The sequence below is a fragment of the Pseudarthrobacter oxydans genome, from assembly GCF_030812335.1.
GTDB lineage: Bacteria > Actinomycetota > Actinomycetes > Actinomycetales > Micrococcaceae > Arthrobacter > Arthrobacter oxydans_B.
Genome location: NZ_JAUSSN010000003.1, coordinates 1 through 25602, shown reverse-complemented (window position 1 = coordinate 25602; position 25602 = coordinate 1). Strand labels below are relative to the sequence as shown.

General features: G+C 65.2%; 16 protein-coding genes, 1 tRNA gene and 3 pseudogenes. 7 read left to right on the top strand and 13 right to left on the bottom strand.

All coding sequences use genetic code 11. From position 1 onward, the window contains the following. The first annotated feature begins 150 nt into the window (after positions 1-150). Positions 151-1170: a M20/M25/M40 family metallo-hydrolase gene (locus J2W14_RS05380; protein ID WP_307459501.1), complete on the top strand. Its 1020-nt coding sequence runs from the start codon at positions 151-153 to the stop codon at positions 1168-1170. A gap of 230 nt (positions 1171-1400) precedes the next feature. Further along, positions 1401-1914 (top strand): annotated as a pseudogene (locus J2W14_RS05375) (aminotransferase class III-fold pyridoxal phosphate-dependent enzyme); the annotation flags it as partial. Between the two features lie 149 nt (positions 1915-2063). Here J2W14_RS05375 and J2W14_RS21200 read toward each other — a convergent pair. The 7 genes and pseudogenes from J2W14_RS21200 to sbnA all read right to left on the bottom strand — a co-directional run. Beyond that, a pseudogene (locus J2W14_RS21200) lies at positions 2064-2285 on the bottom strand (hypothetical protein); the annotation flags it as partial. After that, on the bottom strand, positions 2206-3330 hold the full coding sequence (locus J2W14_RS05370) for a LuxE/PaaK family acyltransferase (protein WP_307459498.1): 1125 nt from the start codon (positions 3328-3330) through the stop codon (positions 2206-2208). The pseudogene J2W14_RS21200 and the gene J2W14_RS05370, both read right to left, overlap by 80 nt. 51 nt (positions 3331-3381) lie before the next feature. Further along, positions 3382-4452: a 2,3-diaminopropionate biosynthesis protein SbnB gene (gene sbnB, locus J2W14_RS05365; protein WP_307459495.1), complete on the bottom strand. Its 1071-nt coding sequence runs from the start codon at positions 4450-4452 to the stop codon at positions 3382-3384. Continuing rightward, a complete protein-coding gene (locus J2W14_RS05360) occupies positions 4449-5453 on the bottom strand; it encodes a TauD/TfdA family dioxygenase (RefSeq protein WP_307459493.1) in 1005 nt (334 codons plus the stop codon). Before J2W14_RS05360 ends, sbnB begins: the two co-directional genes overlap by 4 nt. Continuing rightward, the gene (locus tag J2W14_RS05355; RefSeq protein WP_307459490.1) at positions 5453-7921 is read right to left on the bottom strand and encodes a non-ribosomal peptide synthetase; all 2469 of its coding nucleotides are present in this window, start codon (positions 7919-7921) and stop codon (positions 5453-5455) included. The genes J2W14_RS05360 and J2W14_RS05355 overlap by 1 nt, the downstream gene beginning before the upstream one ends. A gap of 143 nt (positions 7922-8064) precedes the next feature. After that, complete coding sequence (locus J2W14_RS05350; protein WP_307459487.1) at positions 8065-11190, bottom strand: Pls/PosA family non-ribosomal peptide synthetase; 3126 nt, start codon at positions 11188-11190, stop codon at positions 8065-8067. Between the two features lie 2 nt (positions 11191-11192). Beyond that, entirely contained in the window at positions 11193-12269 is a 1077-nt protein-coding gene (gene sbnA / locus J2W14_RS05345) for a 2,3-diaminopropionate biosynthesis protein SbnA (protein WP_307459484.1), read from the bottom strand. Between the two features lie 467 nt (positions 12270-12736). On the opposite strand from sbnA, the gene J2W14_RS05340 reads away from it, so the two are divergent. Further along, positions 12737-12856, top strand: a complete 120-nt coding sequence (locus tag J2W14_RS05340; protein ID WP_307459482.1) for a ParA family protein — start codon at positions 12737-12739, stop codon at positions 12854-12856. 983 nt (positions 12857-13839) lie between these two features. After that, positions 13840-14334 (top strand): annotated as a pseudogene (locus tag J2W14_RS05335) (Pls/PosA family non-ribosomal peptide synthetase); the annotation flags it as partial. A gap of 279 nt (positions 14335-14613) precedes the next feature. On the opposite strand, the gene J2W14_RS05330 reads toward J2W14_RS05335, so the two are convergent. The 6 genes from J2W14_RS05330 to bcp form a co-directional block, all read right to left on the bottom strand. Continuing rightward, on the bottom strand, positions 14614-17856 hold the full coding sequence (locus J2W14_RS05330; RefSeq protein WP_307460570.1) for an efflux RND transporter permease subunit: 3243 nt from the start codon (positions 17854-17856) through the stop codon (positions 14614-14616). A gap of 69 nt (positions 17857-17925) precedes the next feature. Then, the gene (locus tag J2W14_RS05325) at positions 17926-19431 is read right to left on the bottom strand and encodes a malate:quinone oxidoreductase (protein WP_307459480.1); all 1506 of its coding nucleotides are present in this window, start codon (positions 19429-19431) and stop codon (positions 17926-17928) included. A gap of 79 nt (positions 19432-19510) precedes the next feature. Further along, positions 19511-21130 (bottom strand): ABC transporter substrate-binding protein, encoded by a 1620-nt coding sequence (locus J2W14_RS05320; protein ID WP_307460566.1) that lies wholly within the window; start codon positions 21128-21130, stop codon positions 19511-19513. Between the two features lie 361 nt (positions 21131-21491). Then, positions 21492-22166 (bottom strand): fasciclin domain-containing protein, encoded by a 675-nt coding sequence (locus tag J2W14_RS05315; protein WP_307459477.1) that lies wholly within the window; start codon positions 22164-22166, stop codon positions 21492-21494. 230 nt (positions 22167-22396) lie between these two features. Further along, positions 22397-22478: transfer RNA gene (locus J2W14_RS05310), tRNA-Leu, on the bottom strand. 231 nt (positions 22479-22709) lie between these two features. Continuing rightward, positions 22710-23183 carry a thioredoxin-dependent thiol peroxidase gene (gene bcp / locus J2W14_RS05305; RefSeq protein ID WP_307459475.1) on the bottom strand — a complete coding sequence of 158 codons (474 nt, stop codon included), beginning with the start codon at positions 23181-23183 and terminating at the stop codon, positions 22710-22712. Between the two features lie 117 nt (positions 23184-23300). Here bcp and J2W14_RS05300 point away from each other — a divergent pair, with 117 nt between their 5' ends. The 3 genes from J2W14_RS05300 (at position 23301) to J2W14_RS05290 (ending at position 24744) form a co-directional block, all read left to right on the top strand. Beyond that, positions 23301-23774, top strand: coding sequence for a MarR family winged helix-turn-helix transcriptional regulator (locus J2W14_RS05300; protein WP_307460564.1), 474 nt, complete (start codon positions 23301-23303; stop codon positions 23772-23774). Between the two features lie 142 nt (positions 23775-23916). Then, complete coding sequence (locus J2W14_RS05295; RefSeq protein ID WP_307459472.1) at positions 23917-24522, top strand: cysteine hydrolase; 606 nt, start codon at positions 23917-23919, stop codon at positions 24520-24522. 81 nt (positions 24523-24603) lie between these two features. Then, positions 24604-24744 (top strand): hypothetical protein, encoded by a 141-nt coding sequence (locus tag J2W14_RS05290; protein ID WP_307459469.1) that lies wholly within the window; start codon positions 24604-24606, stop codon positions 24742-24744. The last annotated feature ends 858 nt before the right edge of the window (positions 24745-25602 follow it).

Here is a 25602-nt window from a genome sequence, read left to right as displayed (position 1 = left end):
TATAACCCCCGCCGCGTTGGAGTATTCCCCAGGCTGTGCGGGGGGCGGGCCGGAGGCCACCACAATGAGGGACGGGAGCCGTCGCCACCCGGGCAGAGTCTTCCTCTGGAACGGTCTGGGCGTTATCTTCGTGGGATGGAGGATGTCCACATGATGAAAAGGCCCGGAACGGCTGCGGCCGCAGCCATCTTGCTTGCAATCAGTCTTGTGCTCTCTGGCTGCACTGCCTCGCGGCTGAATCCTGCCGGTGGCGTGGATCCGAGGGCGTTGCTGGCGGAGTTCAGCGGCCGGGGCATGGTGGGCCATCTGGAGGCGTTGCAGCGGATTGCTGATGACAATGGTGGCAACCGCGCGTCGGGGACCTCCGGGTATGAGGCCTCCGCGCGCTATGTCGAGGAGCAGCTGCGTGCCGCGGGGTACACCCCGGTCCGGCAGACCTTCAGCTTCCGCGGCGAGGGCAGGAACCGCAAGCAGGTGGAGAGCTTCAACATCCTGGCCGACACCGCAGGCGACGCCGGGAACACGGTGGTGGTGGGCGGGCACCTGGACTCCGTGCGGGAGGGGCCCGGGATCAACGACAACGGCAGCGGGGTCGCGGCGATGCTGGAGATCGCCCGGTGGATGAAGGACAGCGGGTTCAGCCCGGCGAACCGGGTCCGGTTTGCGTTCTGGGGCGCCGAGGAGGATGACCTCGATGGTTCGCGGCACTACGTTGACGAGCTGAGCGCGGACGAAGTCCGCCGGACGGCGCTTTACCTGAATGTGGACATGGCAGCCTCGCCGAACGGGGTGCGGTCCTTTCACGACGGCGACGGATCGGATTTCGGGGAGGCCGGGCCGAAGGGCTCCCAGGAGATCGAGGAGGTCTTTTTCCGGTTCTTCGAAAGCAACTCGCTGCCGGCGGAAACAACGCCCTTTGTCGACGGCGACTCCGATTACGAACCGTTCCTCAGGGCAGGCATTCCCGGCGGCGGGCTGTTCACCGGCGAGGTGGAGTCAAAGACCAAAGCCCAGGTGCAGGCCTACGGCGGCGTGGCCGGCAAGAAACTCGATCCCTGCTACCACAAGGCCTGCGACACCATCAGCAACATCAACGCGGACCTGCTCAAGGAGATGTCCGCGGCCCTGGCCTACGCCACCGCCACCTACGCCCTGGCCTCACGCGGCTGACATCCAGCTCCAGAAGAACGGTTACAGCACCACGCCGCTTCGGCAGATTCCCCGAGGGCGCTGTGCGTTGATGCGGATCCTGGACTACTTTATTCGGACTACTTGATTCGGACGACTTGCCGTGTGAGTGCAGCTAAATAGACCCGGCCGGATATTGATCGAGGATTCGGGTACGGCCTACGGATCCGTAACTTAGCCGGATTCCATAGCTTGGAATCATTACCGGGCACGGCGCCGGCGCCCTGAACTACGGTCACAACAATTCTGAGTTGCTCCGACCGCTCGTCGAATATCTGCTCTCCGGAGCAATCGTCCGCTCCCTCGACATGAAAACAGTTGCCAAGCGGCGCTTTCTGGAAGCGTTCCACGAGCTGATCCTGAAGCCCCGGAAGTTTGACTACAAAGTCATGTTTCCAGGGCCCACCGGGACAAACTCAGTCGAAGCGGCCCTGAAGCTGGCTCGAAAAGTCACCGGCAGGACCCACATCCTCGGCTTCACGAATGCATTCCAACGGGATGACTCTTGGATCCCTCGCAGTGACAGGCAATTCCATGAAGCGGACGGGCGCCGGGGTTCCGCTAACGAACGCATCCAGCATGCCCTATGACGGATTCCTGGACGGCCAGACGGCGGACTTCCTGTGGCTTCGCCATGCCCTGGAGGATAGCGGCTCAGGCGTCGACACGCCCGCCGCCGTCATCGTGGAGGCCGCCGTCATCGTGGAGACCGTCCAGGGGGAGGGGTCTCAGCCTTGATCCACCGACGGGCTCGTTGAGGACCGCGGGATTTGGTGTGGCCGGGCGGGGCGGGATCTGGGCAGGCCGGATTGTCCGGCCCCGCTGCCGGTGGTGTTCCACTGTGGTCCTAGGTTGTCTTGGTGCGGGGCGGCCGGTCAGGTCTTTGCCGGCCGTGGGAAGGTCCGGTTGAACAGGTCCGTCCAGGCGGTTTCCCAGGGCCAATCCGCGAGCAGGTGGCGTATTAGCTTCCGGGCGGAGGAGGCGATTCTGGCCGGGACGCTGTAATCGATGTCTCCATCAAACCCGGTGCGATTCAGTAGTGCCCGAACCGAGGTAGCGCTCGATGCTGACTGGGCAGTGGCCAAGCCCGCCGCCCTGCCCCCGGCGGCGGAAGTTGATGACCTGGCCGGTTCTGCCGCACCCGCAGGTGCCGGTCTCGACGTCGCCCATGTCGTCGGTGAGGAGGAAACCGGGGTAGCTGGTGCTGAGGGCGTCCAGTACGGCGATGGTGCCGGTCTCTCCGGGGGCGATCTCCTTGGCGCTTTGGCCAGGGTCCCGGATGGAGATGTAGCACCATGGCGGAACGTGCTTGCGATGCAGGTGGCATTCGACAGCGAGCATGTTCGACTCGATCATCCCGTACATGTCGCGCACGTTCACCGCAAGCACGCCGAGCAAGTCGTGGCACCGTTCCCGAAAACTCTCATTAGGGATGGCCTCGGCTGTGTGCCGCTTCCAGCCCCCGAGAGTGATGATCATGCTGAACGGGTCCAAGTGCACACTGATATTCTCCCGCTCAAGGAACCGGAGGAGCCGGTCGATGAGGAACGGCGGACTGACGATGTGGCGTGTCATATGTCCCTCCCACCGTCGCAGGTGCTCCAGGGCCTCCCCGGCGTCGAACGCCTGGTCGGCAACGAGATATGCGTGGTGGTCGAAGACGCTGTTCAGGATGTTTAAGTCTTTGAGCAGTCCCATCTCCGAGGCTTCCGGGTCCGACGGGTTCAAGAAAAGTCCCGCGCCCCCGGACAGGCTGAAGAACTCCCGGTAGGTGCCGAGCACGGCGACCAGCGCCAAGGTCATTGTCTCGCTGTTGCGGGGGATGACGGAAGGGACACCGCGGGTTCCGCTGGAGCGGGTTTCGGTCTCGACGTCGGCCAGGGAGCAAGTAAGCAGCACCTTGGTGTCGGGACGCTTGAACATGCCGACCGGCAACAGTGGCAGGAATTGCAGGTCGTTGATGTCCTTGATCGTGGCGGGGTCGACTCCCAGGGCGTCACACTGGGCGCGGTAGAAGCCGTTTGCGGCCTGGTGGTAGATCGCGGCGTCCCGCAGGACGTCGGTGACCGACCGGGCCCAGTCCTCAGGGGACTGGACGTAGGCCTTGGACACATTCCCCAGCATCTGCGGTAGGGAGAGCATTGCGTCACTCCTCGGTGAGTGCGAATCATGAATGCGGTTTGCGCTGCAGGGTCAGCCGTACCGACGCAACTCGGAAAAGAAATCCTCGACCACCCGGAGCTGGCCACTGCCGGCAAGTTCGTCGTAGACGTACTTGCCGACTGCCAGGTCGAGCACGCCCAGTCCGAACGGCGAGAACACAATAGGGCGGTCGTCCGTCAGCGAGACCCTGCCTTCCATGACGTCGGCCAAGGTGCCGTCCACGAAGTCCCTGTTGCCGACCTTCTGCTCCGCGAGGTGGGCCGACGTCCCGGCTTTCAGGCAGTGGTCGACGTCGTCGAGGATGTTGGTGGACGCCAGCAGGATCTCAGGGGCCAGATCGCGCAGGGACACGTGCAGTACCAGCGGCTTGTGCGCGAACCACGTCGTATCGTGCACGTGCGGCTGCCCCGCCACCGTGGCGAACACGACGAGGTCGCTGCTTCTGATCAGCTGCTCGGGGCCGTCGTGCACGGTCACCCGGGCACCTGTACCGCTGCGCTCGAGATAGCCCTTGAAACCCTCCTCACTCTCACCCGAGAGGTCGAACACCCCAATCTCGTCGAAGGACCAGTCGGTGGCCTTCAGGAAGGTGTGGATGTAGCGGGCAATGAGGCCAACGCCCAAGAACCCTATCCGCCGGGGACGCCCGCGTCCCCGGCTGAGCCAGTCGGCAGCAGCGGCGGCAGATGCAGCGGTCCTGGAGGCGCTGATGATGGAGCCCTCCATGCAAGCCAAGGGGTACCCCGTTGCCTGGTCGTTGAGGATCAACACCGCAGAGGCGCGCGGAATTCCCGATGCCACATTGTCCGGGAAGCTGGAGACCCATTTGATGCCGTCAACCTCTACTTGTCCGCCGACCGAGGCCGGCAGGGCGATGATGCGCGAGGTAGGCCGGTCCGGGAAGCGCAGGAAGTAAGACGGGGGGTTCACCGTATCTCCGGCTGCATGCACGCGGTAGGTCTGCTCGACCAGCTCGATGACCTCCTTTTCCCGTCCCTGAAGCACCTGCTGCACCTGGGTCCCTGAGATGACGGCGAAGGGCGGAACCGTCTTCGGCTCTGCGGCCGCTGCGGCAGGGGAACTGGCAAGCTCTGTCATCATGCACCGTCCTGGATGTGGTTGTCGAGATCGAAAATGTTGCGCGGCTCGGCCATGCCGACAAGAATCTCCCGAGGCCCCTCATAGGCCTCGCGGCTATGCGCCATGCGGATGTTGTCGACCAGCATGAGGTCCCCCGTCTCCCAGGGGGTGCGGAGGGTGTGGGCCTCATAGACCTCGTTCAGGAGGGCAATGATTTCCTCACCGATCGGCTCTCCGTTGCCGAAGCGGGTGTTGAACGGCAGCCCATCAGGACCGTAGACGTCCACCAGGTATTCCCGCACCTCGGGTGCGATCGTCCATTCGCTCAGGAACGCAACCTGGTTGAACCAACAGCGTTGGCCAGTCGCCGGGTGCCGAACCACGGCAGGGCGCCGTTGCCGGGTGCGCAGCTCTCCATCGGGCTGCCACTCGAGCTCGATCTCGTGCGCCCGGCAGTAGCTCTCGACATCCGCGCGGTCCGAGACCCCGAACGCCTCCTCATAGGAGGCACCGATGTCCCCGTTGTAGCTGCGGGCGAGCAGCCACCCCTGGCTTTCGAACCGACGGACGATGTCCGGCGGCAGGGCATCGAGCACGGCACTGGCGTCCGCCACACCGGTCACCCCACCCACACTGGGTGCCTGCAGGCAGGCGAAGAGCATCAGGCCGGGGAACTCGAGCGCGTAGCTGAGCTCGTGGTGCATGCACATCGGCTGGTTTGCGGGCCATGTCAGGGATGAGTACACGCCGTCCAAGTAGGGCTGCCTGGCGGCGAAAGCCTCCCGGTCCGGCATGAGGCCGCCTGAAACCAGCCGCTGGAAGGTATCGGCCACTTCGGCTGGGTCACGGAGGCCCAGACCGCGGACCAGGACGGCGCCGTGCTCATCCACCGCCGCACGCAGCCCCTCTCGGTTCTCTTCGGCCCACAGCACGGGGTCGTGGCCGTTCTCGACGATGAGCAGCGGCATCCGGCCGGCTTGGCGTTCCACGTCGAACTGGATCCTGGGGGTAGGAGACGACATCAGAGGTCCTTTCGTTTCATGGGTAGCGGGTGGGAGAGGCCAACCGGTCCTCCTGCCGGGGCCATGGAGTCGGGCTCCGCGACGGCTCCCGCCGTCCGCGGGTCCGGCGGAACGGCTGTGTCCGCGGGGGACGAGGCTTCGAGCAGGGTCGCCAGGTCTGCCAGGATGGGCGTCTGCATGATGTCCTTGATCGACACTGCCCGCTTGAGCAGTACCGCCAGCTTCACTGCGGACAACGAGGTCCCGCCGAGTGCAAAGAACGAGTCCTGCCCGCCGATCCGGCCCATCGGCAGGCCGAGCACCGTCGCCCATGCCTCCGCAAGCCGCTGCTCGGCCGCCGAGAGGGCTTCCGTGGCGGTGCCGGCCTCGGGAATAACCTCGCGCGCCATGCGGGTCAAAGCCTTCCGGTCGATCTTCCCGTTGCCGGTCAGGGGCAGGCTCTCCTGCCACCTGTACGTCGAAGGAACCATGTAGCCTGGTACCCGGGCAGCCATCTCGCTGCGGATTTCGTCGACCTCGAGCGGCCGGTTGCCGGAGTAGAACGCCACCAGGAACTTGGACTGCCCGGCGCCCTCACCGACGACGACGGCGCCGTCGCGGACGGCGGGAACCCGCAGCAGCGCGTTTTCGATGTCGCCGATCTCGATGCGGAACCCGGAGATCTTGACTTGGTTGTCCCGCCGCCCCAGGTACTCCAGCTTGCCGTCCGGGGACCAACGGCCGTAGTCGCCGGCCCGATAGAGTCGCGCGCCGTCCACGTAGGGGTCGGTGGAGTACGCCTGCGCCGTCCGCTCCGGATCGTTGATGTAGCCGCGGCCCACACATACTCCGGAGAAGGCGATCTCGCCCGGCGCCCCGAGCGGCACGAGCCGCTGCCGCTCGTCGAGGATGTGGATCCGGACGTTCGGGATCGGCGGGCCCAGTGGCACGGAGCCGCCCGCGGGCGCTGCGCTCATCACCTCGTGGTTCGTGTCGTCCGAGGTCTCCGTCAGTCCATAGGCGTTGACCAGCTTGACGTTCGGCAGCACGTCGAACCAGCGGCGGACCAGCTCGCGCTTTAGAGCCTCCCCTGTGGCCGAGACGCAGCGGAGGTGCGGCAAGGCGCGAGGCCTGCCGCCCAGGTACGCCACCACGGCGTCCAGATACGACGGAACGACCTGGAAGACCGCCACCGCGCCCCGTTCTACCGTGTCGACGAACCGCTCGACGTCGAGGATCCGGTCCTGCTCGACGATGAGTGTGCGGCCGCCGACGAGCAGGGCCGAGACCAGTTGCCACAGCGAGATGTCGAAGCATTGGGGGGCGCTCTGGGCGACGACGTCTTCGGGGCCGATCCCCAGGTCCTCAATCTTGGCGTACAGGTGGTTCACCATCCCCTCGTGCTCGCACATTGCACCCTTCGGTTCGCCCGTGGAGCCCGAGGTGAAGTAGACGTAGGCGAGTTGGTCTGGCCGCACCTCCAGGCCGAGGTCGTCGACGGCGTGCGCCTCGGCCTCGACGTCCTCGAAGAGAAGCTTCGTCAATTCAGGCATCCCGTCGAGTGCCTCGTCGAGCGTGGTGGTGCTGCCGCCTTCGGTCAGCACCACCCGGCACCCCGCCCGCGTGAGCGTCCTGGCGATTCGGTCGGCCGGGAAATGCGGTTCGATCGGCAGGTACGCGCCTCCGGCCTTGAAGATGCCGATGACGGCGGCCATCCACTCCAGGTCCCTTTCGGCGACGACTGCCACGATGTCCTCCGCCCGCAGACCACGCCCGTGCAGGGCGCGGGCGATCCGGTTGGCGCGGGCGTTCAGCTCCGAATACGTCCACTCGCGCGCGTCCTGGACGGCCGCGATGCGCTCAGGATGCTGCCGGACACGCACCTCGAAAAGTTCGTGGAAGCGCCGCTGGGGCCGGGGCCGCTCGGGTCCGGCAAGCTGTTCTAGTTGCAGCTGCCGCTCCTCGGGGTCGACGAGGTCGGCGTCGGCGGGTTCCGCCTCGGGGTCGCCGACCAGATGGCGGAGTGCGCTCAGATGATAGCCAGCGATCCGCCTGGCTGCGTCCTCGTCGAGGACGTCGCGCCGGTAGCGCAGGCGCAACGCTTCGCCTGCGCTACCGGCGCGGAGGGACAGGCTGAGGACGAGGCCTTCCGCGAGTTCGGGATCGTCGTCCTGATCGGTGCTGAATAGCACCTCGTAGGCCGCGGAAGCCGGCGGCTGCCCCGCCTGTCGTCCACCGGTTCGATCGGCGCGGGCCTGGACCTCCCGGACGTGCGCCTCTGAGACCAGCGCCCGCCATGACCCTTGTCCCAGGTCGAGTTCGCAAGGCCAAGTCCCCGACGCGTCCCTGCAACCGGTGGTGACCTCCGTTTCGCCGGACAGCGCTTGGAGCACCCTTGCATGAGCCGCCAGCCAGATCGAGCCGGGAGCCACCTGCAGGCTCTGGGCCAGCGTCCGCACGGCCTGGCACAGGTCCTGTGGCACAGCCACTTCGACTCGTCCCTGGCCCGGCCGGCGGTCCTGTGTCCATCTGGGAACCGCCGTCGGCGCGGCACCCGCGGGGGCGGTCCGGTCGTTGCCCGGGCCCGACGAGTGGTCGGCGACGGTTCGGCAGGTCAGCGCAGACGTGGTTGTCATGACACGGGCCTTTCCAGCGCGACGGGGGACGTGGAGGGGGCTCGGACCTCTTCGGCCGGGTTACCACCCCACAGCGTTCCCCGAGGGAGAGTCGTCCCCTTCATAACGAAGGAGTCGGCGGCGACAACGGCGCCGTCTTCAACAGTGACGCCATAGTGGACAAAGGCGGCGACGCCGAGCGTGACGTCGTTCCCGACGACGTTGTAGTCGCACTTAAACATCCCGTCCTCTTGGGAATGGGACTGGATCGTCGTGCCGTTGTTCAGCGTGCAGCGGGAGCCGACCGTCACCAGGGTCCGCTCGATGATCCCGCAGCCGTCGTCGAAGACCCGGGAGCCCATCCGCACGCCCAACAACCGCCAGATCAGTGGCTTGAACGGCGTTCCGTTGAAGAGCGCCAAGTACCTGCTCTGGGCCTGCAGCTTCCAGTACCGCTCGTGCCACCAGAAGTAAGGGTCGTAGATGGAGCACAACTGAGGCCGGAGCTTCCGGAACCCTGTTGCCAGGTGCTGGATGCCGACGGGGATCAGCACGCCGAGCAGGAGCATCACGACGAACGACGCGCTGATTGCGAGGAATCCGAATTGGTCGGACAGTTCGACGCCGGCGAACATCGCGACGAGGGCCACCGAGGCGTTGAACCACCGCGCCAGCATCCACAGGGCAATGGTGCGCAGGTTGTGGCCGTTCTTGGCCGCCAGGTCCCGGCGGAACCGGGCACGGCCCCTGTGCTCCTCGGGTCGGGTGTCCCGCAGCACGGAGCGGGGGATCTCGAACGCCGGCGATCCGAGCAGGCCCACGTCGTGGCGCACCGGCCCGTCGATGGGGACCATGACCTTGGTCGCGAGCAGGCAATTGTCCCCGGCCCTGGTTTCGGCGGGGTAGAGAACGGCGTTGCCCAGATAGTTGTGAGCACCGATCGCGACCTCGCTGAGCTTGAACGACGTAGCCGAATAGTCGGTGTTCATGAAGGACACCCCGTCAGCAATCATCGTGCCGGTGCCGATGGTCGAAAGGAACGGGTTGTCGTGCTTGAACCCCGTGCCGAAATTCGAGCCGGACTGTTGGACCTGCGGCTGCTTGTACCCGATGGCCCGGACGTAGTTCACGACGTAGGAGCTGTCGCCGAACAACATCCCGAGCATGGGACTGTTGGTCATCTTTGCCACCGCCCGTGCCGCCGCATCACGCAGCCCGAACAGCGGATACACCGTCTCGGGCTTCAACGCGAGTTGGAGTAGCGCCGGCAGTGTCGTGACGAGGGCCAACGCAACGATAGTTCCGCCGAAGACGGCCAGGCCGGCGTAGACGGCGGCGTCGGCATAGAAGACCCAGTCGGTCAACGCCAGCTCCTGTGGCTCCAGAAGGGCCGCGACGTTCGGGTTCGACAGGATGAGCAGCGCGATCGCGAGCGACCACATGATGCGGCCCAATCCGATCGTGCTCAGGAGCTGGGAAACGGCGAACCAGCCCCGGCGCCACGGCCGGTAGGGCGTCGGCGCGACCGTTGCGTAGTCCGCACCCCCGGGTCTGCCCGGCGAACCGTGCCACCGCTCGCCCACGGGCACTGCTTGGCCGGTGTAGAGAGTGGACCGGTGGCCCAGCTGCGAGCGGTCGCCCATCGACGTGTTGATGTCCAGGACGCTGCCCTCGCCGACGGTCACTTCCTTGCCCAGCGTGACCCCGCCCACCTGGATGACGCCGCCATGGGCGCGGTAGCCGTTGAGCATGACGTCCTTGCGGATTACCGTCCCCTCACCGATCGTCAGCAGGTCGGTGCAGATCGGCAACCGATTCGTCATGATCATCACGTTGCGGCCGACCTTCGCGCCCATGGCCCTCAGGTAGAAGGTCGTAAGCGGTGAACCGGTCATCAACGAGAGGGGAGAAGTGCGCATCAACGTCTTCACCAGCCAGAAGCGGAAGTAGGCCAGACTCCAGATGCGGATCTCCCGGGGCCGGAAGCGCCCGATTAAAATCCACTTGCCGGCTACCGGCAGGATGCACAGCAGCACGAACGCCGCAGCGCCATAGGCGATCGCTCGCAGGTAGAGCTCCCAGAAGGGCGTCCCATGGCTCACCCAGTGGTGGTTGCCAGGCCCCGCGGCCGGGAACAACCACTGGTAACCCACGACCATGATGAGGCCCGCAAGCAGGCAGTAGCCGATGTAGACGAGCACCTGCAGGGCGCCACAGGCGATATACTCCCACGTCCGCGCGTCCATGGGCGGCGGCGTCTCCGGCACGGAGGCCATGGTTGGCGACGGCTCCGCCTCCTTTTCCTGCTCCGGGGGAACCTGCAGGGCCGCTGCCAGAGCGGAGATATTCGGGTTGCTGTAGATCTCCTTCATGGACATTTGGGGCAGATCCGGCTGCTTGCGCACCCTGGCGCAGAACTTCGCCATGACCAGCGAGTCCGCGCCCAGCTCCTGGAAGAAGTCGGCGTCCATCGGGACCTGTTGCATGCCGAGTACGTCGGCGAGCACCTCGGCCAGCCGCTCCTGCACCTGAACCGTCGCCGCCGCCTCCTCCGCCGGTGCCAGGGCCGCGGCCAGCGCGGAGATTGTTGGGTTCTGGTAGATGTCCTTGATGGACACGGCAGGCAGGTCCGGCTGCTTGCGCACGCGGGCGCAGAACTGCGCCATGACCAGCGAGTCCGCGCCCAGCTCCTGGAAGAAGTCGGCGTCCACTGGCACATGCTCAATGTCCAGCACGCCGGACAGCACCTCTGCCAACCGGTCCTGCACCTGGATCTGAACCGTCACCGACGCCACTTCCGCCGGTGCCAGCGCCGCGGCCAGCGCCGAGATCGTTGGATTCTGGTAGATGTCCTTGATGGAAACCGCTGGCAAGTCCGGCTGCTTGCGCACGCGGGCGCAGAACTGTGCCATCAGCAACGAATCCGCGCCCAGGTCGTAGAAGAAGTTGGCGTCCACGGGGACGTCGTCCTTCTGTACCACCGACGCCAGAAGATCCGCCAGCCGGCGCTCCAAGGCAACGGCAGTACCCGTGGCCGGAGCGGCCGGAGGGCCGTTCCCGGCCGGAGCCGCGGTTGCATCAGGAATGGGGAGATCGATAGAAGGTGTGGAACGCGGAGCGCCCTGCAGGTTATCGAGACGCATTTTCACTGCCGGAAATTCCCTGAGGCGGCGGTGGCGGCGTAACCGGCCACCGCTTCACGTGCCGGGTGCTGTGGCTCCGGCACCGGCTCGGACCGTCGGCCCGGAGCCCCTGCCAAAACGTCGGCGGTTGCCAGCGCTTCGGCGCCGAAATGATCGTGCACCCAGTCAGGGTTGTAGACAGTGTCCAGGTAGGGTCGGCCCATGTCCGGGGAAATGGCAACCGCCGTCAGGTCCTGGGCGTCGTGTTCGGTGAGCCAAGACGCGGCGCCGTGGACCACGGTCCCGGTGGAGCCACCGAGCGTGAAGCCGGCAGCGGCGAGGCGGTGGCAGGCGCGCACCGTGTCCAGTTCTTCGACCATCACCACGTCATCGATCAAGGCCTCGTCGAGCTGCGGCGGCCGCACGCTCATGCCGAGTCCCGGGATCAGGCGGGTGGCGGGCTGGCCGCCGAACGAGACCGATCCTGCGGCATCGACCGCGACAATCCGGACATCCGGCCGGTGCTCACGGAAGTACCGCGCGCAACCCATCAAGGTCCCCGTTGTCCCTGCTCCCACGAACAGCACGTCCAGGTCGGGGAACTGATTGGAGATCTCGGGGGCAGTCCAGCGGTAGTGCGCTCCCCAATTGCCGGGATTGGTGTACTGGTTGAGCCAGATGTACCGCTCGTCGGACGCACACAGGTCCCGCACGTGGTTGAGCCGGGCTCCGAGGAAGCCGTCGACGGGATCCGGTTCGGTGACCAGGTCCACCTGTGCCCCGAGCGACTCCATGAGTTGCCGGGTTGGCGGGTTACAGCGCGGATCGATCACACACACGAAGCGGTACCCCTTGCTGGCAGCGATCATGCTGAGCGCGACGCCGAGGTTGCCCGATGAGGACTCCACGAGGATGGAGCCAGGGCCGATCAACCCCTCCCGCTCGGCGCGCTCGACCATCTCCCGCGCGGGCTTTAGCTTGATTGAGCCCGCCAAATTGAACCCCTCAATCTTCAGAAAGAGGCGGCAGCCCAGCACCCCCTCCAGGTCGACGAACAGGCTCTGCTCGTTAAACAGGTGCGGATCCCTGATAATCGGCATGATCTCCCTCGTTCCCTGCTATGAGCGTGGTCAGGGTTGGGGAAGGCTCCTGCCAGCTTGTGTGTGAAGGGTGGCGTTTTTCGTCCGGACCCTTCTACTTTTCAAGAAATGCCGCGCAGAGCGGAGCAAGCGTAATACTGCGGCCGCCGCTATTTCCCCCAGCAGCAATACCTGGCTTCCCCACCGCGGATACTCCGAAATGCAGTGGAGGCTTCAAACCTCTGATTCGACAGTAGCCAAGTTTCGTGGCCAACCGCAATGACATCGAGTACCTGTATCCAACCCCCCGAGTACCTGCTTCCCCGCACTCGCGGCCCCGATGATACTTAGTGTTGGCGCCCGCTCCTCGTCCTCAGATGGCGAACCTCCCAGTCTGCCGCCCGCCTTCTCTGTGAGCCCTACCAGCGCTAAACCGGGAGAAGCAGTAACGGTTACATCTTGATGGAACCATAAGCATCAGGAGCATCGTGAGAGTAACCGCCATAGGTAATCGAAAGGGCGGCGTGGGGAAGACGTCTGTCATCCTCGGGCTGGCCACTGGGCTTCGCTTGATCGGGAAGAAGGTCCTGGTCGGCGATCTAGCCTAGCTCCCCAAGCAAATGCAACTGATGCCCTGGAGGGGGGGAGTTCAATGTCTTCGACGTTCTCTACGTTGGTGAGGCAGGAACCCTCGGCCAGGCCATTACTTCGACCACGTGCGGAGGAACTGAAAGACTACGACCAGATCCTTATTGACCTCCCGCCGGCGTTGGGAAGGCTAACGCTCAATGGATTGACCTCGCGGATCGGGTAGTTGCAGTAACGGAACCAGCAGCTTTCTCCGCGAAGGGAGTGACAGAGTTCCTTAAAACCGTCAAAAAAATGCAGTCCCTGCCACATCTTAACCCTGCCCTGGAATGTCTTGGCATCATCATCAATGTAACCAGTTCACCCCTGAGCACAATTCCAGATCGGTGAGTTGGAATCCGAATATGAAACAGACGCCCGTGCTCCGCATTTGCCGCTTAGAACCGCGATGCAGGACTCAATAAGCAGCAAATCCCCCTTGAAAAATGAACATTAGGGGAGCGGTGGTCCTATCCGAGAAGTTCGTTTCCCACGCTCGCTACGTGGACGCAGCTAAGTGATGGCAGTTGAGAGAGAATCATCTGTCCATGCGCCAACGTCAAGACGTCGTCGACGTCTTGACCTCCAGAGCCCCGGAGGCGGTTCCTCCGACTTCTGCCGCTGACACTACGCGTTCTGAATTACGCCAGGCCGACGTGAACCCTGTGGCCGCTGCCAGGGGACCAGGGCCGGGTCGCCCCAAGGAGCAAGAAAAGCATGGCGCCCTTCTCATCGAAAATTGAAATTGCGCCCCGTGACGAACTGCACTCCTACATAGAGCCACGTTATTCAGCGAGACAGGTAACCCGGCGTTCCGACCCCAATCCACAAACTACCCGGTGGGCACATACCTTGCCGCCATCAAAGTGATGCGGACATCGGCAAGGTGGTGCAGACGGGATCAAACTTCGGTCCGGCCGTGGGCCACGAGTCACCGTTCCTGAGCAACGTCGGATCGGGAACCATGGCCTCTGACGGTCTGAACATGGTGAACGCCGAATTCACCAGTGCTTCGTTCCGCCTTTCACGTGGCAGCGTCGCCGGCCGCAACGTCCTCGGGAACAACATCAACTTCCCGATCGGAGCCCACGTGGGGGAGAACTGCCTGCTCGGTACCAAGGTGATGGTGCCGATCGACGGCCCGGTCCGGTCCGACGTGGGCCGGCTGGGATATTTCTGGCAGCACAAACGGCTCTGGACACTGTTGACCGGTGCGCCCTTGGGAGGAACACCGTTTAAGTCGATGTTCTGGAGAATGTTGGGCGTCAAAGTCGGCAAGCGGCTCTACTACCCCGGCGCCGGCATAATAGAAAAAACACTCGTGACCATCGGTGATGACTGCGCACTCAACGAGGGATCGCTCATCCAGGGCCATTCCCTGGAAGACGGAACCTTCAAATCCGGCCGGATTGTCCTCGGCGACCGCTGCACGGTGGGCGTGGAAGCCTTCGTCCACTACGGCGTGACGATGGGCGACGGCTCGACCGTCGAGGCTGACGCGTTCCTGATGAAAGGCGAGGACGTCCCGTACAACGCGACGTACGTCGGCAACCCGGCGCGAGATCATCTCCCCGCAGGGTGGCCAGCGCCCGGCCCCTCTCCCCAGCGGCCCCCGCCACCGGGCATTGACGGCAGGGGTCAGCAGGCCGCTGACGCCGGCGCGGGCGGCCCACAGCACCCACGCCCCGCGCCGCCGCAGGGCGGTCCGGATCTGACGGGTGCCGCGGACCGGCGGTCGCTAATGCGAGCCCGAGGGGACCCGTGCGTCGTCGGGTACGTCATCCGGAAAGTCGTCGGGGACGGCCCCGGGGGCGGCCCGGCGGCCCCGGCCACGGGAACGGGCCGCACCCGCCGCGTCATCCGCACCCGTACCGGCACGCGGCCCGGCCTTGGCCAGGGTTCTCCGCTCGCGCCGTCCCTCGACGAGGCGGTACAGCACCGGCACCAGCACCAGGGTGAGCGCGGTGGAGGAAATCAGGCCGCCGATCACCACGATGGCGAGCGGCTGCGAGATGAAGCCCCCGCCGCCGGTCAGGCCCAGGGCCATCGGTGTCAGCGCGAAGACGGTGGCCAGCGCGGTCATAAGGATCGGCCGGAGGCGCTGGCGGGCGCCGTGGGTGATCGCGTCCGCCACGCTCATCCCGGGTTCGCCGTTCTGCGGCTGGCGGTACTGGTTGATGAGGTCGATGAGCACAATCGCGTTCGTCACCACGATGCCCACCAGCATCAGCATGCCAATCAGTGACGGCAGGCCCAGCGGCACGCCGGTGATGAGCAGCAGCCCGATGGCACCCGTGGCCGCAAACGGCACCGAGACGAGCAGGATCAGCGGCTGGATCAGCGACTTGAACGCGGCCACCATGATCACGTAGACGATCGCAATGGCGGCGAGCAGGGCGAGGCCGAGCTGGGCGAAGGATTCCGCCTGCTGGGTCGTGGCGCCGCCGATCTCTGCCGTGACGCCGGGCGGCAGCTGGACGGTCTTGAGCCGGGCCTGCACCTCGGTGCTGACCGCCCCGAGGTTGGCGCCCGACGGCGTGATGGACACGCGCGCGGTCCGCTGGCCGTTGCTGGCGGTGATGGAGACGGGGACGTCGACCTGTTCCACGGAGGCAATGCTCACCAGCGGCACGGGACCGGCCGCCGTCGGCAGCGGGGTCTGGCGGACGGCGTCGATGCTGGTGAAGCGGGTGCCTTCGCCGATGCGGACCGGGTAGTCGTCGGTGTCGATCCGCACGGTTCCGGCCGGGATGGGGCTGATGGTCGAGGCGAGCACTCCGGCCACCTGTTCCTCGCTCAGGCCCGCGGCGACGGCTTTCGCCCGGTCCACTTTGACCTGCACCACGGGCTGGCTGGCGGCCAGGTTGGTGGCCACCTCGGAGGAGCCGGGGACGCCGTCCATGGCCTGGACCATGGCATCGCTCGCGGTCCGGAGATCCGCGGTGGTGGCAGCTTTGAGGGTGATGTCCACGGTCGAGGACGTGCCGAAGCCGCCCTGCTGCGAGCCGACCGTGAGCTTGCCGGCCTCAGGGATGCCGGAAAGCTCACTGCGGACGGTGTCCTTGAGTTTTTTCTGGTTCGCCTTTTCCTCCGTCACCACGGTGAAGCTGGAGTTCGAGGCCCCGGCCGACAGCAGCGCGGAGAAGCCGGTCTGGGCGTTGCCGGTGGTGACCTGGACGTCCTTGACGCCGTCGATCTCCCGCAGGACTTCCTCGACCTTGACGGCCGAGGCGTTGGCCTCGGCCAGGCTGGTGCCGGCGGGGAGCGCCTGCCGGACGGTCATGCTGTTTTCCCCGGAGTTGCCCAGCAGATCGGTCGCCAGCAGCGGGGTCATGGCGGCGGTGCCGCCCAGGACCAGGACGGCCGCGATCAGGGTCACCACCGGGTGCTTCTGCGTCTTGGTCAGGACCGGGAGGTAGCCGCGCTGCAGGACGGTGCGCTGCTCCGCCTCGTGGGCCTTCGCCGCGATCTCCCGGGACGAGGATCCCACAGCGGTGCCCGCCTGGTCGGCGGGGTTCCGCAGGAACCAGTACGCCAGCACCGGCACGATGGTCAGGGAGACCAGCAGCGAGGACAGCAGTGCAATGGTGACGGTCAGCGCGAACGGCCGGAACAGCTCACCGGCCAGGCCGGCCACGAAGGCGATCGGCAGGAAGACGGCCACGGTGGTGAGGGTCGATGCCGTGATGGCACCCGCGACCTCCCGGATGGAGGTCTGGATCGCGGTGATCTTCGCCTCGCCATAGCTCAGGTGCCGCTTGATGTTCTCGATCACCACAATCGAGTCGTCCACCACCCGGCCGATCGCGATGGTGAGCGCTCCGAGGGTCAGGATGTTCAGCGAGTAGCCGGTGGCCGAAAGCCCGATAAAGGTGATCAGCAGGGACAGCGGGATGGAGACGGCCGTGACCAGTGTGGCGCGGACGGACATCAGGAACACCAGGATCACCGCGACGGCGAAGCCCAGCCCCAGCAGGCCCTCCGTGGTGAGGTCCTTGATGGACTTCTCGATGAACGGCGCCTGGTCGAAGATTGGTGTGAACCGGGCATTGGAGCCGAGCTCGGCCTCCAGCTCGGGGATGGAGTCCTTCACCGCGTTGGAGATGCCCACGGTGTCACCTTCGGGCTTCTTGGTGACGGACAGGGCCAGGGTTTCCTCGCCGTTCGTCCGGGTGATCGAGGTGCGCGCGTCCTCGGCGATGCTGACATCGGCCACGCTGCCAACGGTCGCGGCGTTCCTCGTGCCGCCCAGCGGCAGCGTCTTGATGGCGTCGAGCGAATCGACCGGGCTCCCGATCTGCAGCGACAGCGTCTTGCCCTGGTCCTCGATGGTGCCGGCCGGAACAAGCGCCCCGTTGTTGCTGAGAGCCTCGCTGATCGACTGGATGCCCGCGCCGGAGGCCGCCATGGCCTCGGGACGGGGAAGGATCTTGATGTGCTGCGTGGCGCCGCCGGTCACCTCGGCGCCGCGGACGCCGTCGAGCTTCTGCAGCCGCGGGACCGTGAGTCGGGCCAGATCGGCGTTCAATTCACTGAGCGGCTTGTCCGAGGAGACGGCGAGGAACACGATCGGGAAATCGCTGATGCTTCCGGCGATCGCCTGGGGCTGGACGTCGTCCGGCAGCGACCGTTTGGCATTGGAGATGGCACGGTCGATCTGGTTCCGGGCACGGTCCAGGTTCGAACCATAGGTGAACACCATGCTGATCTGGGAGACGCCGTTGCGCGAGGTGGACGACGTCGTCTCCAGGCCTTCCACGCCCTTGAGCGCCGTCTCCAGCGGGCTGCTGATCTGCTTGTCCACGACTTCGGGGGACGCGCCCGGCATCGACGTGAGGACCGTGATCTGCGGGAACTCGATGGACGGGATGAGCTCCTGCTTGAGCGAGGACATCGTGATCACGCCGAAGACCGACGCGAAGACGGTCACCAGTGCGATCAGGGCCCGGTTGGCCAGTGACAGCTTTGCGAGCCGGAACATCTCAAGGTCTCCTGATGGGTTGACGGACATGCTTCCAAGGGATTAAACCGGCCGCAACCCGGAGGGGCGTCAGTTGCGCTTGGCGCTGACCGGTTCCAGCTGCAGTGCCTTGGCCGTGTCGGCTTCGAGCTGGGCGGCAAGGTCCGGGTTCTCGTTGAGCTTGATGCCATAGCCGGGCATCATCTCCTTGAACCGGGGCTGCCAGCCCTTGAACTGCTTCGGGAAGGACTTCTGGAGCAGTTCAATCATGATCGGCACCGCCGTGGACGCGCCGGGGGACGCGCCTAGCAGGGCGCCGATGGATCCGTCGCGGCCGGCGATGACTTCGGTGCCGAACTGCAGCACGCCGCCCTTCTTCGGGTCCTTCTTGATGATCTGTACACGCTGGCCGGCGGTGATGAGTTCCCAGTCGCCGTCCTGGGCGGCGGGGTAGTACTCGCGCAGGGCCTCGACCTTGGCGCCATGCCGCTTGGCGACTTCCTTGATGAGGTAGGCGGTGAGGTCCATGTTGTCCTTGCCCACCGCCAGCATCGGGATGATGTTGGAGGGTCGGATGGAACGCGGCAGGTCCAGGTAGGAGCCGTTCTTCAGGAAGTTTGTGGAGAAGCCGGCGTAGGGGCCGAACAGCAGGGAGCGCTTGCCGTTGACGAAGCGGGTGTCCAAGTGCGGGACGGACATGGGCGGGGCGCCAACGGAGGCCTGGCCGTAGACCTTGGCGCTGTGCTGGACCGCGAGCGTCTCGTCGGTACAGCGGAAGAACTGGCCGGAGACCGGGAAACCGCCGTAGCCCTTGCTTTCTGGAATCCCGGAGGCCTGCAGCAGGTGCAGGGCTCCGCCGCCGGCGCCCACAAAGACGAACTTCGCGTGGATGGAGCCGTGCTCGCCGGACTGGGGGTGCTTGAGCGAAAGGTCCCAGCCGCCGTCGGACGCGCGCTTGATACCGGAAACGTTGTGGCCGTAGTTGACCTCGACGCCGTTGTTCCCGAGGTAGGTGGTCAGCTCCCGCGTCAGGGCCCCGAAGTCGACGTCGGTGCCTTCCGCGGCGCGGGTGGCGGCGATCCGCTGCTTCGGGTCGCGGCCCTTGACGATCAGCGGGGCCCACTTGGCGATCTGGGCGTGGTCCTCGGAGTATTCCATCGAGCGGAACAGCGGGTTCGGCTTGAGCGCCTCGTAGCGCGTGCGCAGGAACTTGGTGTTGTCCTCGCCGATCACAAAGCTCATGTGCGGAACGGTGTTGATGAAGCCCTTGGGGGAGCCGATCATGCCGTTTGTGACGAGGTGGGACCAGAACTGGCGGGACAGCTGGAACTGCTCGTTGATGAGGATTGCCTTGGCGGGGTCCACCGAGCCGTCTTTGGCTGCGGGGGAGTAATTCAGCTCACACAGCGCGGCGTGTCCGGTGCCGGCGTTGTTCCAGGGGCCGGAACTCTCCAGACCCGGCTCGTCGAGCTTCTCGAACAGGGAAATCGTCCAGTTCGGCTCAAGCTGCTTCAGGAAAGCACCGAGCGTGGCGCTCATGATGCCGCCGCCAATCAGGACGACGTCGGCATGTTGGGTCTTGGAAATGAAAGTCACAATCAGTCTCCGATAGCAGCGGGTCTGGCTGTCACAGAATATCCCCGGACCCGCTTCATACTGAAATTGGCTCCGTCCGTCAAGGCTTTAGCTCCACCTTCGTGAAAACTTCATTCAGAACGGGCGACGCCGGGTACTTCAGCACACGGTCCGACAGGGCCAGGGCAGAGATCGGGTAGGCGATCGGCACGGCAGGTACCGTGGCGGCGATCTGCGCGTTGATGGTCTGGTACTGCTCCGTCCGGTCCTTGCCGTCCGGCAGGCCGCGGGCCCGGGCGATCTTGGAAAAGACCTGCGGGTCCTGGTAGCCGAACTCGCCGGTGTTCTCGCCGAAGAGCGGCCCGACGAAATTGTCCGGGTCGGAGTAGGAGCCGTTCCAGCCCAGCAGATGGAGGGCGTGGTCGCCGGGGGAAGTGACCTGCTGGAGGTAGCCTTCGGACCATTCGACCGGCACCGGCTTGATGTTCAGCCCGACGGCGGTCAGCTGCTTGCTGATTTCCGCATAGACCTTTTCCGGCGTCGGGAGGTAGGGCCGGGTGACGTTCAGCGGATAGTAGAACTTCAGCTCCTCGCCCTGGTAGCCGGCCTCGGTGAGCAGTTCCTTGGCCTTGGCCGGATTGTGGCCCAGGGACGGGGCATTGTTGTTGAAGCCGCTGAGCTTGGGCGGGACGAACTGTGTCGCCTGTGCGGTGTTGTCAATGAAGAACCTGCGGATCAGGGTGTCCTTGTCCAGGGCCATTTCGATGGCCTGGCGGACCTTGAGGTTCTGCAGGATGGGCACCTCCTGGTTCATGCCCAGGTACATGACGGAGAAGGGATCCCGCTGGATGATCTGCTTGCCGCGCTTCACGAGCTGGTCGAAGTTGCCAACGGTCACGGCGTCGTAGGCGTCGATCTTGCCGTCGAGCAGGGCCTGCATCCGGGTCTGGGTGTGATCGTAGGTGACGAAGTTGATCGTGCCGATCTGGCCCTTGTCCCCCCAGTAGTCCTTGTTGCTGGCGAGCGTGATGCTGTCCGGGTCCCAGGAGCTGAAGACGTACGGGCCGGTTCCCACCGGGTGGAGCCCGTAGGCGGAGACGGGCTGGCCGTCACGGTTCTGGTCCAGCTGGTCGGCGTTCCGGGCCGCGAGGGCCTGGGGCGAGGAGATGGCGAAGGCCGGAAGCGTGAGGGCCTGCAGGAACCCGGTGAAGGGCTGGGTCAGCTCGATCGTCACGTTGTCCGGCGCCACGGCGGTGCAGCCCTTGTAGATGGAGAGCGACGCCTGATCGGCGTGGGCCTTGAAGACGCCCTTGAACGTCGTCCCCGGCGCCTGCTGGCGCAGCGTGTCGGGGAAGTTGAACCAGCGGTTGAAGTTGCTGCAGACGGCCGCGGCGTCGAAGGCGGTGCCGTCCTGGAAGGTCACCTGCTCCCGGAGCTTAAAGGTGTAGGCGCGGCCATCGTCGCTGGACGTCCACTCGGTGGCCAGCAGCGGCGTGGGCTCTCCGGTGGTCTGGTCGACACCGACGAGTCCCTCCAGGACCTGGCGGGTGATCCGGTAGGACTCGATGTCGGAAACGACGGCGGGATCCAGCCCGAGCGGCTGCGAGGCGGTGCCGAAGGTGAACACGGCGCTGGGCGCGGCGGCGGTGGAGCTGGGCGCGGCGGAGGCCGAGACGGGGCCCGGTCCGGGGGTGCCCGTGCAGGCGGCGAGCGGCAGCATCAGCAGCACCGCACCGACGCCGGCCGCGAAGCGGCGCGCTGCACGGGTCCGCGCTCCGTTGGTCCGCGCTGGACTGGCACTGCTGGGGCGCGCGGTACGGCTGGACACTGTACGTTTGGGCACTCGGGTATCACCTCGGTGGACTGGATGGACCGCCGGCTGCGGAACACGGCCATTGTAGTAGACCGGCCCGGACGCTCGCTGTGAGCCAGCCAGGGCCCCGGCCCAGCCGTCCGCGGGCGCCACCAGCAGGTTGCCCCGGGAGGACAAACGAAGGCCCGCACCACGGGTGCGGGCCTTCGATTCTCCCAGTTGGTCCAGTGAGTCAGGCTGGAACCGCAGCAGGAGTGCTTGGTGCTGCCTACTTGGGCATCAGGACGGAGTCGACCATGTAGACAGTGGCGTTGGCGGTCATGACGCCGCCGCAGACGACGTTGGCGTCGTCGACCATGAGGGCGTCCTTGGTGCCGGTGACCGTGACGGAACCACCCTGGACCGTGGCGTGTGTGCCGACGATCTCGTCCGGGCTGATCTTGCCCGGAACAACGTGGTAGGTCAGGATCTTGCTGAGCAGGGCATCGTCCGTCTTCAGCGTTTCGATGGTGGCGGCGTCGATCTTGGCGAAGGCGTCATCCGTCGGTGCGAAGACCGTGAACTCGCTGCCGTTCAGGGTGTCCACGAGGTCAACCTTCGGGTTGAGCTTGCCGGACACGGCAGCGGTCAGGGTGGTGAGGATCGGGTTGTTGGACGCCGCGACCGCTACCGGGTCGAGGGCCATTCCGGAGACGGAGCCGGCGCCGCTGGGGACCTGGGCGGCGTAGCCTGCACAGCCTGCCCCGACGAGGTTGGCCGCCGGGTCCATGGCTGCTGCCGAGCTGGTGGACGGCGACGGTGCCATGCTTGATTCCATCGGCGTGGCGGCGGGAGCCGAGGAGGCGGGTGCCGTGGTGGCTGCTCCGCCACAGGCCGTGAGGCTGAGCATGGCTGCAGCAGCGATTCCTGCAACGGAAAGAGTCGTGCGCTTGATGGTCTGCATTTCGGGTTCTCCTTTGTTGTGCCGATCATTGCCAGCGGCGACTGTTGCCGCTTTGGCCCTTTTCCGACTTGTTGGGCACCGACCCTTGGTTGGTGTCTCAATGGGTATTCGCGGGGTCCGGGGAAACGGATGGGTGCAGGATGAAATTTCTTTTTTGTGCGCAGGATTTAGCCGCCGATCAGGCGCTTAAAAGGAATGAGCCCCGGTCCGAAGACCGGGGCTCATTAGTGTGCGCAAGGGGGGATTTGAACCCCCACGCCCGAAGGCACAGGAACCTAAATCCTGCGTGTCTGCCAATTTCACCACTCGCGCGCGGCGCCCGTCATCTGTCGGGTCGTTAGACCGTCGAGGGCGGATGCCAGCCTCCATTGTACATTTCGCGGGACAGGGAGCGTCCGCCCGCGCACTACGAAGAACGGGCGTCCGCGCTGGTAATGCCCGCATCACCCGCAGCGGGTGAACGCGGCACACGGGAACTGCGGCGCCGTGAAGGTGGCCCCGCTGACCCTTGCTGATGGGCGCCGGGCAACGAAACGAGCGGGTCTACACGTCGATTTTGAGGTCCCGGCGGAGTTTGGCGACATGCCCGGTGGCTCGGACGTTATATTGCGCGACGGCGACCCGCCCGTCGGGGTCGACGACCACCGTGGACCGGATCAGTCCTTCATAGGTCTTGCCGTAGTTCTTCTTCTCACCCCAGGCCCCGTAGGCCGCGGCGACGGTGTGGTCCGGGTCGGACAGCAGGGGGAAGGTGAGTCCTTCCGTGGCTGCGAACTTGGCGAGCTTGTCCACGGGGTCGGGGGAAATTCCCACCACCTCGTAGCCGGCCTGCTGCAGCGACGCCAGGGAATCCCGGAAATCGCAGGCCTGCTTCGTGCACCCCGGGGTGGAAGCAGCCGGGTAGAAGTAGACGACGGTGCTCCGGCCGCGGAAGTCTCCGAGGGAGACGTCCCGCCCTTCCGGGTTCCGCAGCGTGAATGCCGGCGCCGTGTCACCGGGGATCAGTCGTTCAGACAAGTTGTGCTCCTTCTCGGGGTGGACACCGGGTGGTCCCAGGGTGGCGAAATACCAGCCTAATGAGCGTCGGTGGCAGCGCCGAATCCTATGCTCGCTATACTCTTGGGTATGCCTGATATGGATCGCTGGCCCACTGGGCGCCTATTGTCCACGGCAGCACGCCTTGTTGAACACTCCTGGAACGAAAAATTGGGGGCCATTGGCCTGACCCATGCCGGGGTCATCGCCATGGAAGTGCTCTCCGTCAACGGACCCATGACCCAGGCGCAACTTGCCCAATTGGTGCGCGTGCAGGCGCAGACCATGGGCAAAACCCTCAGTCGGTTGGAAGCCCACGGCCACATCTCCCGACAGCGGAGCACATCCGATCGCCGCAGCCATGTCGTGTCCCTGACCGACCGGGGCCGCGAGGCAGTTGCTGAAGCCGCGGACATGGAACGATCCGTCCTCGCGGCCGCCTCCATCGACCCCGATGTCTTGCGGCAGGAACTCCAGGCTGTTGTCAGGGAACTGGCAACCAGGATCTCCTCGACTGACGTGAAGACGATTGTCCCCGCCGGTGAACCCAGCCTGCCGGTCGAGGCCAACTAATACGGAGCACCTGATCGGCGGGCCGACCAGCGGAACATTCCGGTCACCGTCCTGGGCCTTGTGGGGCGCGGGAGGCGGGGTTAGTCTGACGGCGGCTGGCGCGCACGACCGGGTGCGGCCCAGGACCGACCAGGAGGCTTTCGTGCAGATCGACCCGACCACCACCGCCGTTGTACTCATCGAATACCAGAATGACTTCGCGACCGAGGGCGGGGGACTGCACGACGCCGTCCGGCCCGTCATGGAAAAGACTGACATGCTGGCCAACACGGCCCGGATCGTCGAGGCAGCGCGGGCCGCTGGTGCCACCATCATGCATGCACCGATCACCTTCGCGGAGGGCTACAACGAGCTCGGCCCGCACCCGTACGGCATCCTCAAGGGTGTGGTCGACGGCAAGGTGTTCGTTAAGGGAACCTGGGGGGCCCAGATCATCGACGACCTGGCCCCGGCGGAGGGGGATATCCTGATCGAAGGCAAGCGGGGCCTGGACACCTTCGCCAGCACGAATCTGGACTTCATCTTGCGCAGCAAGGGAATCACGACGATTGCGCTCGGCGGCTTCCTGACCAACTGCTGCGTGGAATCGACCATGCGGTCAGGGTATGAGAATGGCTACAAGGTGATCACCCTCAGTGACTGCGTGGCGGCCACGTCCGTTGAAGAGCACCAGAACGCCATCACCTACGACTACCCGATGTTTTCCACGCCCATGAATTCTGAGGAATTCGTCAGCGCCCTGGGCTAGCCCCCTGACGGCGGGGGAGCAGCTTTCTTCCCCGCCGTGTCCCTCAGCGGACCCTGGGCCCGTTGCGCATAGGCTCATGACATGGACTCGAACTTGACTGTGGAACTGGAAGGGCAGACCTCGATCAACGAGCTGCTTGACGAGCCTGTCGGTGTGTCGCCGGTCCAGCTGCCGTTGCCTATCCACTTTCAATTGGCCGCCGCGGCCCGGCGGGAATCCTGACGCAGCTGAATTCCCCTGTACCGGATCGGACCTTTGTTACGAGGTCGATTAGTATCCTCACGGTCCGTTCGGGCGGATATGATTCTGTCGCGCGTCTGTAGTGCACGCGCAGCTAATTCACGCGCAGGCTCGGCCCGCCGAGGCGTGCCTGGCGCAGTGGCTGCGCTTCGTCGAAATGGAACAAGCCCAGCCTGGCACCAGTTTGATCGACAAGGCCCGCGGGTTCGGGGGATGCCTTCTGGAGCTGGTTGAAGCTCCACTTCGACGGCCCACTGCAGGGCAGTCTGTTGCGCGGCCTGTTCACATGGGCATCAGCCAATGGCTGGGCGTGCGAGGGTGCCTTCGATGTCCTCTCGCCCCGGCGGGTTCAGTCCTGCCCCAGGGACTCACCGTTAGCGAAGTCGCGGCATTGGTCGCGGCCTTGAAGGATGCAGTGGAGCCTGGAAAGCCCGCCAGGCGGGCGCGGCATGGCGGTCATCCTCATGCTGGCCCGTCTTGGAGCGCGCGCAGGGCAAGTCTCCGGCTTGACCCTCGATGACATCCATTGGCGGGAGGTCCCCTTTCTTGCCGACCGAGTAGGCTGCCCCGTGGACCCAAGTAGGGCCGCGGGAGTGGTGTAACGAATTGAACAGACAATCAGGTACTAGCCACTCGTGACAGAACTTTTGGTGAACTTTAGGCTCTAGGCAGCGCCACCATCCAGTGGTAGCTGGGGCATGGGGGTTGTGCACAATCTTCGGCGGATTTCTATGAATTAGTCTTCGGGTTCTCATTCGCTGATGGTTATGCCGCCGGCGCCGGAAATGTCGTGAAGTGGTGAGGCTTTTGTCCATTCCAAATTTAGTCCCTAATTCGCCG

What these genes read in the sequence shown, in the direction of transcription:
- sbnB (WP_307459495.1), bottom strand. Translation starts at nt 4,452, where the DNA reads ATGATGACAGAGCTTGCCAGTTCCCCTGCCGCAGCGGCCGCAGAGCCG.
- J2W14_RS05360 (WP_307459493.1), bottom strand. Translation starts at nt 5,453, where the DNA reads ATGTCGTCTCCTACCCCCAGGATCCAGTTCGACGTGGAACGCCAAGCC.
- J2W14_RS05370 (WP_307459498.1), bottom strand. Translation starts at nt 3,330, where the DNA reads ATGCTCTCCCTACCGCAGATGCTGGGGAATGTGTCCAAGGCCTACGTC.
- J2W14_RS05380 (WP_307459501.1), top strand. Translation starts at nt 151, where the DNA reads ATGATGAAAAGGCCCGGAACGGCTGCGGCCGCAGCCATCTTGCTTGCA.
- J2W14_RS05350 (WP_307459487.1), bottom strand. Translation starts at nt 11,190, where the DNA reads ATGCGTCTCGATAACCTGCAGGGCGCTCCGCGTTCCACACCTTCTATC.
- J2W14_RS05330 (WP_307460570.1), bottom strand. Translation starts at nt 17,856, where the DNA reads ATGTTCCGGCTCGCAAAGCTGTCACTGGCCAACCGGGCCCTGATCGCA.
- J2W14_RS05290 (WP_307459469.1), top strand. Translation starts at nt 24,604, where the DNA reads ATGGACTCGAACTTGACTGTGGAACTGGAAGGGCAGACCTCGATCAAC.
- J2W14_RS05315 (WP_307459477.1), bottom strand. Translation starts at nt 22,166, where the DNA reads ATGCAGACCATCAAGCGCACGACTCTTTCCGTTGCAGGAATCGCTGCT.
- J2W14_RS05300 (WP_307460564.1), top strand. Translation starts at nt 23,301, where the DNA reads ATGGATCGCTGGCCCACTGGGCGCCTATTGTCCACGGCAGCACGCCTT.
- sbnA (WP_307459484.1), bottom strand. Translation starts at nt 12,269, where the DNA reads ATGCCGATTATCAGGGATCCGCACCTGTTTAACGAGCAGAGCCTGTTC.
- J2W14_RS05320 (WP_307460566.1), bottom strand. Translation starts at nt 21,130, where the DNA reads ATGCTGCCGCTCGCCGCCTGCACGGGCACCCCCGGACCGGGCCCCGTC.